Annotated in this window: 8 protein-coding genes; 4 read left to right on the top strand and 4 right to left on the bottom strand. The window is 40.0% G+C overall.

Features of this window, described 5'->3' with window-relative positions; all coding sequences use genetic code 11:
• Window positions 1–187: 187 nt before the first annotated feature.
• The gene (gene budA / locus VB733_RS26255) at window positions 188–946 is read right to left on the bottom strand and encodes an acetolactate decarboxylase (RefSeq protein ID WP_323342994.1); all 759 of its coding nucleotides are present in this window, start codon (window positions 944–946) and stop codon (window positions 188–190) included.
• Window positions 947–1,273: 327 nt separating this feature from the next.
• On the opposite strand from budA, the gene VB733_RS26250 reads away from it, so the two are divergent.
• Window positions 1,274–1,744, top strand: a complete 471-nt coding sequence (locus VB733_RS26250; protein ID WP_323342993.1) for a hypothetical protein — start codon at window positions 1,274–1,276, stop codon at window positions 1,742–1,744.
• Window positions 1,745–1,811: 67 nt separating this feature from the next.
• On the opposite strand, the gene VB733_RS26245 is transcribed toward VB733_RS26250, so the two are convergent.
• A complete protein-coding gene (locus tag VB733_RS26245; RefSeq protein ID WP_323342992.1) occupies window positions 1,812–2,060 on the bottom strand; it encodes a hypothetical protein in 249 nt (82 codons plus the stop codon).
• 172 nt (window positions 2,061–2,232) lie between these two features.
• On the opposite strand from VB733_RS26245, the gene VB733_RS26240 reads away from it, so the two are divergent.
• From VB733_RS26240 to VB733_RS26230, 3 genes are all read left to right on the top strand, one after another.
• Window positions 2,233–6,222: a hypothetical protein gene (locus VB733_RS26240; protein ID WP_323342991.1), complete on the top strand. Its 3,990-nt coding sequence runs from the start codon at window positions 2,233–2,235 to the stop codon at window positions 6,220–6,222.
• A gap of 246 nt (window positions 6,223–6,468) precedes the next feature.
• The gene (locus VB733_RS26235; protein WP_323342990.1) at window positions 6,469–6,723 is read left to right on the top strand and encodes a hypothetical protein; all 255 of its coding nucleotides are present in this window, start codon (window positions 6,469–6,471) and stop codon (window positions 6,721–6,723) included.
• A 192-nt stretch (window positions 6,724–6,915) separates the two neighbouring features.
• The gene (locus VB733_RS26230) at window positions 6,916–11,880 is read left to right on the top strand and encodes a filamentous hemagglutinin N-terminal domain-containing protein (RefSeq protein WP_323342989.1); all 4,965 of its coding nucleotides are present in this window, start codon (window positions 6,916–6,918) and stop codon (window positions 11,878–11,880) included.
• Between the two features lie 260 nt (window positions 11,881–12,140).
• Here the strand turns inward: VB733_RS26230 and VB733_RS26225 are convergent, their stop codons facing one another.
• Window positions 12,141–12,839 (bottom strand): KilA-N domain-containing protein, encoded by a 699-nt coding sequence (locus VB733_RS26225; protein ID WP_323342988.1) that lies wholly within the window; start codon window positions 12,837–12,839, stop codon window positions 12,141–12,143.
• A 167-nt stretch (window positions 12,840–13,006) separates the two neighbouring features.
• A complete protein-coding gene (locus VB733_RS26220; RefSeq protein WP_323342995.1) occupies window positions 13,007–13,693 on the bottom strand; it encodes a response regulator transcription factor in 687 nt (228 codons plus the stop codon).
• Window positions 13,694–13,897: the final 204 nt, after the last annotated feature.

The raw sequence follows: 13,897 nt of genomic DNA, 5'->3' as shown, positions 1-13,897 counted from the left end.
TGAATCAGAAGGAGCGGTATACCCAATTGCGCGAAAGATTGGCTCAAATTCTGGTAATTGCTTAAATTGAATCAACTCAAACCTACAACAACCATAAACTGTATTTTTCCCCGGTTGCTTGAAACTCGAACGCCTGACTCCTCCACCTCAAGCGATCGCATTTTCAAACCTCTTTTAATCCATACAATTATTCCAGTGATGCTTTCTCAAAGGCAATATTATTGGGCAACATCATCTGCCAGTCTCGCAAGGTTTCCACATCAGCTACAGGGTTAAGAAATTTTCCATCAAGCAGGTGTCCTCCAGCTTTGCGATCGCTCGTAATGAAATGAAAGTGATAGCCTGCGACGTTTACATCCTTGAGAAATTGCGGCAGTTGAAATCCCACCAATGTACCCCGCACATTTCGCAATTCAAAAACACTTTGCTGCTGACTAACCACCTCACTTAACGGACGATAAGGCGGTGTTTGTTTGGGGACACTCCTCACCTTTAAATAGGGAAAGGTTCCTTCCAGGCGAATTGCATAGGGCAAGTTCGGCGTTGACAACCGTTCATTAATTTGCTGCTGCAATTCTTTATAGGTCATTTGCCCAGTTAAACGAAGCGATTTCTCTCTACGGAAAAATGTAACAACAGAAAATGGTGTTCTGATGTCATCTGCAACGGGATAGGCAACTCCATCACTTTTGATTTGATAAAACTTGCCATTGAGAACAACCATCTCTCCATCCAATCCCTCAAAAGTACCCAAGCCAAAGTCCCCATGACCTTTAAGTTTAGCTAAGGTTGAGGCTCCTTCATACACGCCAATGTTTAAGGCTCCCAAAGTAGAAACCTGAAATCCGGGATAAGGCTGAAGACGTTGTTGAGAATAGGCAGGTAACACACTCACTGCCAGAACAATCAGGCATACCACAATCCATAAGTACCGTTTTAGCTTCACTGTCTTTTCCCTAGTAGAAGATGAAACCTGGGACTAAAGTGTAATCATTTTTCTGTATAACATCCTTAATTTGGAGAATTATACGGAATTTTCCACATAATTATAGGTTGTCACGCGCCAACAATTATTAGAGCAGGTGCAAGACTTTATTAGGCTTTGTTGACGAATCTCGCTCTTTCATAAACCAGTCCCCTCGACCCTTTAAAGTACAGAAATTAGTATTATATTGCGACACAAAACGGAATACACAATTGGAAACACCCCTCACGGGGTTCAAAATGTGAAATACCAGCACTCGCTTCAAGCTGGTCATAGGAGATATTAAACATGGAAAATACTCAAATCGTTTTGAACGCTCTCATCGTCGCGTTAATGTTCGCTTTTCTGTTGCTAATCCTGTTCGATTTCTGTGCAGGATTGATAAATTTGTGGAATTCACAAAATCAACACTTAATTTCATCTTCTTGCAAACCACAAATAGAAGATAATCCCAAACTCTCCAACTTCAAACCATTAGTAAAACAGCTTAATCCTACAAAATATGAAGATATAGCTACGAATAACAGCAATGAGATTGACACAGAATCGCTGGAAAAATTGATACAGAATTTACCGCAAACTCGGATTCGGACTGCGGCGCGACGGTTAGGTATTGCGGATAAAGTTGATGGCAAATATGAGAAATTAAGAGTATTGAGAATGCACCTCCAATCCAAATTGAAAACTCAACCACAACAAGTAGCCCAGGTATTGAATAAAATAGTTGAAGCATCCAAAACTAAAGCGATCGCAGACTAATCTAATCACATCAAAACTGAATAACAGTAGACAGATTACTCGGTCTAAATCTGTCTACTATCTTTCGTTAAAAAACTTCTGGTTCTGTGGAGGACTGCCATTGTTTCTTAACTTCTTCCAAATCATGAGAATTCCAATAATCTTCCATTTTCTCGTCCCATTCTCGTGATAAACGTAAATATTCCTCTTTTGGGGATTCGGCAACGGCACGCAATGATAAATCGTCGCAATCTATAACACCTTCTGCAACTAAGTCTCCCAAATTATCGGTATCCCAGATTGAAGTTTGTAATATGATTGGGTTGACGTTATCCATTGATTTATTACCTCAAAAATACAAATATACCAACATTTTCAATCATACAATAATCAGGATGTGAGATGTAATTTTACATCGTTAGTGATAGTCAAATTATTGACCAAAGACCTACTATTCATCAACTTATAAATCCATAGATTGGAAGATAAATGATGAATTAACCTGGTTTATGGCAATTTATCTCGAACATTTCTGTACGAAAACTGGTAAACCAATCATCGCGAATGGTGAGTCAATTATCGAAAAGATTGAACATTGTTTGGCTGAATATTTTGCACCCAATGCTACGTTTAAATTGGGAGTTGTATATCCAGGCTTGACGACGGAAGAAGATTTGAAGCAATTTACTTCCCAAGGATTAACACTGGAATTTGCAGCCGATCGCCGTTTTTATTTTATGGATGAAAGGTTACGCGAAAAGCTATTTGACCAACCTCATTTTGGTGCAGCATACGGTTCTAACTTGTTCACACCTTGTAAAAGTTTTTCGGAAAGGGAGAACTTGCGAGTGTTGGTAGTCGATGCCAAAACCGGAGAAAATGGTGGAGTAATGCCAAATTCGGATGCGATTCTCCACGGGAGACGCTTCGCGATCGCACTTGTTGGTGACGGCGATGGCAAGATTGATATTAGGCTTCATACATCATTAGGAAATCAAGAATCAACCCCATTTCAAACCCGTTTTGGTATTAAAGAAAGACGTGCTGGGTTAGATGTAGATGACGAAAACCAACCACTTGTTAAAACTTGGCAATTGGGAAAAGGGACATTTGCTCCAAGGGATTTAAGCAATATCGGAAATGGTTACGATTTAATTATTTCCTCCGATCAACTTAAGGGACGAACTGTGGGGGAGCGGGAGCGCGAGGAATTGGGAGAGCGTGGGAAAATAGGAGGGAGAAAAACAGGTAATGTAGTTGAGAAATATTCCTTACCTCTAAACTCCCCGCAGTCGCTACAACGGGGGGAACCCCCCGAAGTTTGCTGGGAAGAAAATCTCCCCAGCAACTTCTCTCCGCAACGCGCTGCTCTTCCAACTCCCCCCATCCCTCACTCTCCTGCTCCTCTCCAACCGGGGGAATACATAATGACGATGGGAATTGGGAATAAAACTGATGCTTATTACGGTATCACTTCGACTGGCGCTCAATTTTGGAATTCCTTTCCTCAAGGGATTAAAAATGATGTTCTTCCACTCTTAGAAAGACGCTTGGAGGAACTTAGAGATATTGCCGATGACCCTCGAAAAGTTGCCCAGGATTATATTAATTCGATAGAGGCTCGATTTAAGCATCAAATGCAGTCTCTGATGAAAAGTGAGGATTTAATTGATTTTGATAACTTAGATTTTGGGGATATTGAAAATCAAATCGATGAGATGTTTTCATCAATGAATAGCGAGAATAATTTAATTTATCGCATTCTCAAGACAGATTTAGAGAGGCATTATCAACTATTAGAACATCCCAAAATTATAGATAAACTCCAGGAATATTTGCGCGAACAATATATGGATTGTGCCACGGGGAGATTTATTAAATTCGACTCTGCTATGGCACAAACTTGTCACGATTTAGCTGCGAATGAGGTTTGTTATCCGAAATTTCCCGACGGTGCGGAGTTGATAGTCTATCGTGGTCCGACTGCAAATTCCAATACCGTGGATATTTATATCAATCGACATTTACCCAACGAACTTCTAGATATTGGAACTATCAAAATGTCGCCCCAAGGATTAAAGCATTCGCTATCTGATTGCGATGGCGATAGGATGGCGATCGCTCTAGCATCGAAATTCCCACATACCGCAGCCGAGATTAAGCAAAAGCAGCTTCCAGAAAATCGATACGCGGAGATTATTAAACCAGAAAAACAAGCTTATATAGGTTCTTTTGAACGAATAGCCCTAGATGCAATGGAAAATAAAATTGGTGTGGTTGCCAATTTGTGTATGAAGGGAATTGCGCTGGAAAATGAGTGTGTCTCGATTCCAGATGGGGAAGCAGAGAAATTTATTCGGGATATTTCTTGTGCTGCGGTAGAAATGTTAAAAGCAGAAAATCAAAGTTTTGGTTCGGTTAAGTATCCAAATAATCTGCGATCGCATATCGTCGAACTTGCACAATTATGTCCACAATCACATCAAGAACAAAGCCAATATTCAATAATTCCACAATTCAAGATTGGAGAAATATTAGAAAGAATCGGTAAATTTTATCATAACGTTGTGGGAGCCTTGGGAGGAGAATTGCAAATCGAAGTTGACCGGGGTAAAAGTGCTAATCGTTCCAATCCAGAAGTTGTTAATGCTTGCAATACTATTATTAAATGCTTTGATGTCGCTCCTTGGGTTGAAGAAAGAAAATGGGAAGATGTGTATACGAAGAGAGATATAAACATCAAAGGTCATGGTGCGATCGATATGATGGCAAAGATGACCAATGATGCATTTTCTGAAAGTGCGATCGCAGCACGTTCGACCCAACAATTTCAATATTTATTTAAAGGGGTCGAATTTACACCCATTCAAAAAGCAAGTGCAGTCCAAATCAAGAAAATATACGACTCACTAATCCATCGAGCGATCGCAATCAGTCGAGAAGTCGAACAATCTCCAGGTTTAAAAATTATCGCAACTAATTCCCAAGGTCAACAAATCGAAATTGTTGGTTTAGCAGAGAAAAAACATCCCAATCTTTCTGATGACAGAAAACTCGATATTACGGTTGTCGCAAATAAAAGCCCCTATAGTAAAAGCCATAACAAATGGATTGCGATCGCTCCCGTATTTGATACAGAAGGAAAGCCAGAATTACAAAGTAATGGTCAACCAAAAACTCAGCATTTGGGTTATGTCTCGGAGACTTGTTTACAGCAATTACAAGGTGAAATCAAGCCATTTAATGAGTTTAGGAACCTGGAAAAAGAAATTGTATCGGGATTCACAACTAGCCAAGTTCGGGCAGCTTTTAAACAAGTAAGGGAGTATGCGATCGCTATCAGGGAAAACATCCCCGATGCTGAAAAAGAAGCATTTGCAGCAGCGATGTGGCAAATTTCCACTGCAAGTAAAGAAGATACAGAGCGGGTTTTCAAGAAAACATCGGCTGCTTTTGCAATATTTGGGGAAGAATTAGTCGAAAGGCTAGATAAACTACAATTTACCGAATTTGCAGTAGTGGGAACCCATAAACCCAGCAATGAGTATTTGGGACGTAAATGGGTGGGGGAAAAAGTTGAATGTCGTATCGAGCAATTACCTGATCCTACAAACCCAGAACATAATAAACGTTGGTTGGTTGTTGAAAATAAGAAATTGGGAGTATTTCGCAGCGAATCAGCACAGTTACCCATTGGTACATCTTTCAACGCAGAAATGACTTCTCCACCCAGCGCCTCGGTGCTTATTACCAGTACCCAAGGAAATCAATTAAAAGTAGGGCAGTTGAGAAAATATGCGTTTCCAGAAAGGGAATGGAAGGGGGAAGATGGGGTAATTATAATTAAAATTGCTGGGAATGGGAAAGCCGTTACACCTCTTGCTTTCGTTGACGATAAGCCCTTGGGTGTTGTTGATAAAGAATCATTTCAATTGTTGAGCGAGAGATTGAAGACAAGGAGTATTAAAGTTGATGGGTTTCAATTTCAAGGAAAATTAGAATCCTCACCAGCAACGATCGCTCATATTAAAGTTGACCCAGAAACGGTTCGATATCCTCAAGTGTGGACTAGGGAAGATTCTTTGGTTAGAGAGAAGAAAATTAAGGCTGATGAGAAAATAAGTGATGAGGAAAGCTACTTAAAAATACCCACCATCGATATAACTAAAACCAAACCCATTAAGCGGGAAGAGTGGGAAAAGCAGATGTTGAGACAAGCGATCGCATGCTTGAAAGAGAATCCTGCTAATACTGGGGAGGAAATGCAAACAGCGACTTTTGGGGATGGGAAGTATCGGGTTATTTATCACGAACCCTCGGAGATGTTGCGGGTTGTGGATGAAATTGGTAATCGCGGGACTTTGTACAAACTACGGAGAGGAGAAGCTGTACAGGTGTGCAAGTTTACAGAAGAGGAAAAGCAAGATTTTGAAATACTAACGGTGGAATCGAGTCAAAAATTTCTCAATGCAGCATCAAAAAATTTTCAGAGGGAGTAATTGAAATTTTTACTGCTATCAATATTTCTGTTCCGCAGCCAAAACCTAAACCAGATGAGCTTTATAGCGATTTTTTAGTTCCCAGTTCCACAGCAGTAAAACTTGGATAATTCAGTTACCGTTCGACGCGAATTATTCTAAACTGTATCTCTGATTTTTAGAAATCGGGATTCCGATATCTAATGAAATCCTTTCTCTGGTAAGTATTTTAAGAATTGAGAGAAAAAATCTAGAAGTGCGATGCCCTTGGCAACTATCTTCGATAGTATCGCACATCATCATCTCAGGTTTACAGCATCAAATTCTTTACCCACAAGCTTTATAGCGAATTTTGATAGTTCCAGGTTTACAACACTAAAAGCCTTGAGAAATTACAAGCTAAGACACAACAATCAGCAACATAACAAGTATAAATTAAAGCAGTCAATTCTTACCGAAGGCGATCGCAAAAATAGTAGGAAAATTAATACAACAGATACTAAACACCATTACATTATTTAATCTATAGGGAAATGTGATACTTCGTAATGTGGTCAAATACCACCCCAATCAATAAGTTTTCTATTTACAACAAAACCTGATATTAAGCTCATCATTACTTGATTAGTTGATTAGCCGCATAAATACTGATAAATATAAAGTTAATTAAAAAAGTTTCATAATCATTACTCTAATCATCAGGGGCATTTAGCGATGAATAGGACACAAATATCGTTTCCAAATCTTGTGGTATCTAGTTTTTCGGTATTTGCGATGATAATTGGAGCTTCAAGCTTTTGGGTTATCGCACCTGCACAAGCACAAATTACACCCGATAATACCCTTGGTATAGAAGCTTCAAAAATAACACCAAATGTATTAATAAAAAATGGAATAGGTGACAGAGTTGATGGTGGAGCGATTCGGGAAAGCAATCTTTTTCACAGTTTCAGTCAATTTAATATTAACGATGGACAAAGGGTTTATTTTAGCAATCCATCGGGGGTAATAAACATTTTGACGCGGGTAACTGGTAAAGATGCGTCTAATATTTTGGGGACATTGGGTGTTGATGGAAATGCGAATTTATTTTTGATTAATCCCAATGGGATTTTGTTTGGGAAGAATGCCAGGTTAGATGTACGGGGTAGTTTTGTCGGGACAACTGCAAACGGGTTGCAGTTCGGTAATCAGGGAGTTTTTAGCGCGACAAATCCACAATCACCATCTTTGTTGACGGTAAATCCGAGTGCGTTGTTTTTTAATCAGATTAATCGGAATGCAGGGATTCAAAATAATTCAATTGCACCAGCAGGAAAAGACCCTGCGGGTGTTGATGTATTTGGTTTGCGCGTCCCTGATGGTAAAAGTTTGCTGTTGGTAGGTGGTAATGTCAGCATGGATGGCGGATGGGCGATCGCGAATGGTGGACACATCGAATTAGGAGGATTGATAGAAGCAGGAAGTATTGGTATTCAAAGTAATGGCGATAATTTTAATTTGAGTTTTCCCGAAGGTTTACAACGGGGAGACGTGTTGCTAAATAATAGGGCGCTCGTTCGTGTTAGTGGCAATGGAGGCGGTAATATTGTAGCAAATGCGAGAAATTTAGAGGTTTTAGCAGATAGCGAAATTATTGCTGGAATCGATTTAGGTTTGGGGACTACTAACACTCAAGCAGGAGATATTACCATTAATACCGAAAATATAATTGTTAGAGATTCCCAAATAGACTCTATTGTGTATGGACAAGGGATTGCTGGTAATGTAAAAATTATCGCTTCCGATTCTGTTGAGTTAAGTGGAGAAATCCGTGATGATAAACCAGGTACTGGCGAAGATATACTTTCCACAAATCCTGGAGGTATACTCGCCACATTAGATGTAACTGGTAAAGGGAAATCAGGAAATATTTATCTTGAAACTAGACGCTTAAGTGTGAGTGATGGTAGTAAAGTTCAAGTTGCTACTTTTGGCGAAGGGGATGCTGGTAATTTGTTTATTCGCGCTAATGAGATAAATGTTTTTGAGACAGAGAAATCAAACTTCTATAGCACAGGTATTTTTGCAACTGTTGGAATCGATCCCCGCACAGTCAAGCTACCTAAAGGGAACGCTGGAAATTTGACAATTGAAACTGGAAAGTTAACTATTCGCAATGGTGGGGAAATAGACGTATCTACCCAAGGAGAAGGTAATGGGGGTCAATTATCCATCAAAGCTAGTGATTCAATAGAAGTAACAGGTGACTCGCCATACAATAGCAGAATATCAGCAGAAGTGGGCGATTTTGGTGTTAGAAATGGTGATCTTGGAAGCGGTATTGGAAATGGTGGAAGTATCACAATTGAAACTCCAAAATTAATCGTCAAAGATGGTGGGTTAATTATTTCTAATACCTCTGGTAAAGGCAATGCTGGAACAATCGATATTACAACTGGCTCGCTTTCTGTAACAAATGGTGGTCAAATTAATTCCTTAACGAGTGGACAAGGTTCGGCTGGAAATATAACCATTACAGCAAAGGATGCAATTTCTTTTGATGGAGTTAGTAATAGCAACGGTTTTCCCAGTGCTTTGTTTAGTTTAGTTGATACTGGTGCAGTAGGTAATGGTGGCAATATCAATATTTCTGCTGGTTCATTATCCCTAACTAACGGTGGAACTATAGGTGCCGATGTACGTGGAGCAACAGATGAGCTTCCAGGTGGTCAAGGTATTGGTGGAACTGTAGATGTAAAAGTGCGCGATACATTCACAATTTCTGGCACAGATAGCGGGATTTTTGGCAGTTTAGGTATTGGTGCAAGTGGACGAGCAGGAAATATCAAAGTTCAATCTGGAAATTTATTTATTCAAGACGACGGAAACATCATCTCTAGCACTTTTGGTAAGGGCGATTCGGGGAGTATTTCGATTACTGCAAATGAGTCAATTGTGCTAGATGTCGGCGGAATTTACAGCAATGTTCAATTTCGTGAGGCTGTAGGTAACGCTGGAAAAATTGACATCACAACAGGTTCGCTTTCTCTAATAAATGGCGCTCAAATTAATTCCTTTACTCGTGGACAAGGAAATGCGGGAGATATCACTGTTCAAGCTAGAGATGCGGTTACTTTAGATGGTTTTGGCGGAGATACTAACTATAGTGCCATATCAAGTAATGTGCTTGCTGGAGGAGTTGGGAATGGAGGCAATATCGATCTGACAGCTGTCTCTTTATCTATTTTTAATGGCGGAAAATTAAGGATTAGTGTCAATGGAGCAACAGATGAACTTCCAGGTGGACAAGGTATCGGTGGAAATGTAGATGTAAAAGTGCGCGATACATTCACAATTTCTGGCACAGATAGCGGGATTTTTGGCAGTTTAGGTACTGGTGCAAGTGGACGAGCAGGAAATATCAAAGTTCAATCTGGAAATTTATTTATTCAAGACGACGGAAACATCATCTCTAGCACTTTTGGTAAGGGCGATTCGGGGAGTATTTCGATTACAGCAAATGAATCAATTTTGTTAGATGTGGGCGGAATTTACAGCAATGTTCAATCTCGTGAGGCTGTAGGTAACGCCGGAAAAATTGACATCACAACAGGTTTGCTTTCTCTAACAAATGGCGCTCAAATTAATTCCTTTACTCGTGGACAAGGAAATGCCGGAGATATCACTATTCAAGTTACAGATGTGGTTACTTTAGATGGAAGAGATAGTAATGGAAATTCCAGTGCTTTTTTTAGTACCGTTGAGAGTAATGCACTGGGTAATGGTGGAGAAATAAATATTAGTGCTAGCTCATTATCCTTGAAAAATGGCGGATTAATCAGTTCTAGCACTTATGGCAGAGGTGACTCAGGTAATATTTCAATTGCAGCCCGTGATGCTATTTCTCTAGATTCTGCATCATATATTTATAATAGTGTGGAAAGTTCTGATGCTGTAGGTAATGCTGGTAATATTGAAATTAACACTGATTCTTTAAAAATTGTCGATAGTTCGGGAATTAGTGCTAGTACATTAGGTCGAGGAAATGGAGGCGATATCAATATTGAAGCGAAAGATTTAGTAGCAATACTCAATGATAGTGCTTTAGCTTCTGATGTTCGAGAAGATGCAATTGGTAACTCTGGAGATATTACACTTACAACCGGAAGATTAGTCGTTAAAAATTCACAAGCTGGACCCTCTACATTAGGTCAAGGAAATGCGGGTAATTTTAAAATCATCGCTACAGATTCTGTAGAATTAAGTGGACAAGTCCCTAAACGTGAAGGTGATACTAGTATAGAGGGTTCGGTTGGTTTTCCTGGTGGTTTGTTCGCTCAAGTAGATTTAACAGGAAAAGGTCGAGGAGGTAATTTAAGTGTTGAAACTAGACTTTTAAGCATCAGCGATGGTAGCAAAATTCAAGCAGCAACCTTTGGCGACGGAGATGCTGGGAATGTGTTTATTCGTGCTGATGAGATCGATTTATTTGAAACAGAAATACCTAACTTTTTCAATACGGGTATTTTTGCTGGTGTTCAAACCGATGGACGAGTTGAAACTGGTATTGCTGATCCTCGCAATGGTAAACCACCTAAAGGTAATGGTGGAAATTTGACGATTGAGACAAGAAAATTAAGTGTAAGAGACGGTGCTGAAGTTTTTGTACAAACTACAGGAGAAGGTGACGCAGGAAAATTATTCATCCGTGCTAACGAATCTGTAAATGTTACAGGTGTATCCACAGGAACATTTGAAAGACAAAGGACTAGCACCGTTACTGCTGGTGCATCTCAGAGAAGTACGGGTAATGGTGGAAATTTAACAATTGAAACTTCATTGCTGAATGTAGCAAATGGTGCATTTATCAGCACTAGTAGTGAGGGAACTGGTAACGCAGGCATCATGACTATCAACAGCGATCGCATCCGTCTAGACAACAAAGCTTCTCTCAACGCCAACACCCGTAGTCCGAACAAAGACCCTAACAAAGAACAAGCAACCATCAACCTCAATACCAGCGCTCTAATCCTCCGTCGCAACAGTAATATTACCACCAACGCTACAGGTCAAAATGTCATTGGCGGTAATATTAATATCAACGCTGACGTATTAGCTGCCTTTGAAAATAGTGACATAAGCGCTAATTCTAGCGATTTTCGTGGCGGTCGAGTCAAAATTGTTTCTCAAGGTATCTTTGGCACTCAACCCCGCAGTTTTCCCACAGCAGAAAGTGATATTACTGCTACAGGTGCAAACCCTACTTTTAGTGGAACTACAGAAATTAATACTCCCGATGTTGACCCCACCAAGGGAATCATCGAATTACCAAATGATGTAGTTGACGCAACCACCAAACTGAGTCAACTTTGCCCTAGAGGTTATGATGCTTTTATCAAACCTTTAAGCAGTTTCACTATTACTGGACGCGATGCGTTACCAGCGAGTCCCCTCGAAGCACTCCCAGGTACGGCACCTACTCCCCTAGCAACTTTGGACGATGGGGGAAATGGGAGACAAGAGGGACAGGGGAGACAAGGGAGAGAAGAAAATATATCTTCCCCCACTCCCCAAATTATTGAAGCACAGGGTTTGGTAAAAACTAAAGACGGTGGTATCTATCTGGTTGCTAATGCAGCAAATGTAACACCATCCTCTGGTTATGCGATGCCGAAATGTCCGAGCGATCGCAACTAAAACATTACTAATATTGAAAATATCCAAATTACTACTTTGCAAATCTTCACTATTTTGATGTAGTGTGAAATATCGTCAATTCCAAGCCTCAACCTAAAACTCAGGTTCGCAGTATCAAATCTATAGTCCATAAGCTTTACAGGAAATTTAGATGACTTCAGGTTCGCACTGCTAAAAGCTGTGGAGAAAACAATATTACTAAGCGCGATACTCCCGAAGGGAGTGGCTGCCGCCATCGCAATTCCAGCCTCACTTTAAAACTAACTATCTTTAAACACTTCCACTAAAATATCTTCTGGATATATGCCAACTTGCCCAAACCTGGGATCGTGAATCCGCTCAACTGTAATATTTCTATTTCTGCAAATTGACGATGCAAAACGTCCTTTGTTAGCAGCTTCCTTCGCACCAATATTAATCCCATTGAGATTTGCAAATCCCATTACCGTAAACTTGTGTCCATTGGGATAGTTGTATCGTTCTTGCTCCGCTTCGATGATCGCAATGCGATTACTGTACTCCAATAATCTTTGCTCCTGCTCTGCCATTTGTTGAGCAATTTCTGCTAATACCTGTATTTGAGTTTTTGGTTTTTGAGCATCTTGCTGAAATATTTTAACCAAAGTGCGATGTGCCCAGATACGAAACTCCACACTAACCCAAGCTGCTAAATCCACTGCGATTTCTGGATGCACCCAAGTTCCTTGGGGAATTTTGTCACCACGTCCTTTGATTGACATAATCAAATTAGAAATCGGAATCCCGATATCTAACGAAAGCGCCTCCCAGTAAGCTTTTGTAGAATCCAAAGAGGAATAATGTCCCCATTGTTGAGAGCAAGCTTTACACATTTGGGTCGCATTAACGTAACCTGATGGCACATAGAAATTTGCAATTTTTGCAGTTTCACTTAATTGGGCGATCGCGCTACCATTCCAACTATGTGTGATTAGTTTCATAAATTAACACCGTATTTTTGGAGAGAACAAGTACCTGTTTTGTGAGATTGCGTATTCTCAAGCTCTAAAGATAGTTTAGGTTTGCAGTGTCAAACCCTGATAATGCGAGGCTTTTAACCCCTCCATGACATCTCTAGGTTTGCACTCTAAAAATCGTAAAATCTGAACTAATCCGATAAGCCATAACGCACAGCACGAACCGCAGCTTGGGTGCGGTCATCTGCACCGACTTTCATGAGAATATTGTGAATGTGGGATTTAACTGTCCCAACTGTGATGTAAAGTTTATTTGCAATCTCAGTATTTCTATTCCCGTCCACAATCAGCTGCAATATCTCCAATTCCCTTTCAGTCAAAGGATATAAGTTCAACATCTCTTCATCGATATCATCAATATCAGAAGATGCAGATTTTAACAGAAGTCGAGAACTGCGTTGTGCTTTTTCAATCACAAAACGCGCGATCGCTGGGTCAATCCAAGTTTGACCAGATTTAGTCAAATATATAACTTCGGTTAGTTTCTCAAATCCTATATTCTTCAGACAATAAGCATCAGCACCCGCAGCAAATGCACTCAGTATCGTTTCCTTGCGATCGCATAATGTGAGGATAATCACTTTTATGTCAGGATTGCTCTTTTTGATTTCCCTAGTAACTTCAATACCATCTCTATCGGGTAAACCAATATCAATAATCGCGACATCCGGCTGTAATTGCCTCAATAACCTCAAGCCATTCTTACCATTAATCGCATCTCCCACAATGGCAATTTTCTGATTTCGTCCCAAGCTAGTTTTGATACCAATTAGCGTCAATTCGTGGTCTTCGATAATAACTAAACGAATTTTCTCAATATCTTGAGATTCTGATTCTAGAGATTGAAGGGAAAACTTATTTTCTGATACTGCACTACTTACTTGCACAGACCAAAATCTATTTTCAGACTCATCAAACTTTGAGATTTTCATAGTTAACTCCTTTCTTGTCATCAATTTCTCACTCCCATTTCCTTCTCTCCCCGACTCTTTCATTCCCTCACTCCCTCTTTATCATCAAGG

The sequence above is a fragment of the Calothrix sp. UHCC 0171 genome, from assembly GCF_034931845.1.
In the GTDB taxonomy this organism is placed as follows: Bacteria; Cyanobacteriota; Cyanobacteriia; order Cyanobacteriales; family Nostocaceae; genus Brunnivagina.
The sequence above is the reverse complement of the archived record's forward strand: the minus strand, read 5'-3'. Positions and strand labels throughout refer to the sequence as shown.

Coding starts and splice junctions, on each gene's coding strand:
- VB733_RS26250 (WP_323342993.1), top strand. CDS start 1,274: ATGGAAAATACTCAAATCGTTTTGAACGCTCTCATCGTCGCGTTAATG.
- VB733_RS26245 (WP_323342992.1), bottom strand. CDS start 2,060: ATGGATAACGTCAACCCAATCATATTACAAACTTCAATCTGGGATACC.
- VB733_RS26240 (WP_323342991.1), top strand. CDS start 2,233: ATGGCAATTTATCTCGAACATTTCTGTACGAAAACTGGTAAACCAATC.
- VB733_RS26230 (WP_323342989.1), top strand. CDS start 6,916: ATGAATAGGACACAAATATCGTTTCCAAATCTTGTGGTATCTAGTTTT.
- VB733_RS26225 (WP_323342988.1), bottom strand. CDS start 12,839: ATGAAACTAATCACACATAGTTGGAATGGTAGCGCGATCGCCCAATTA.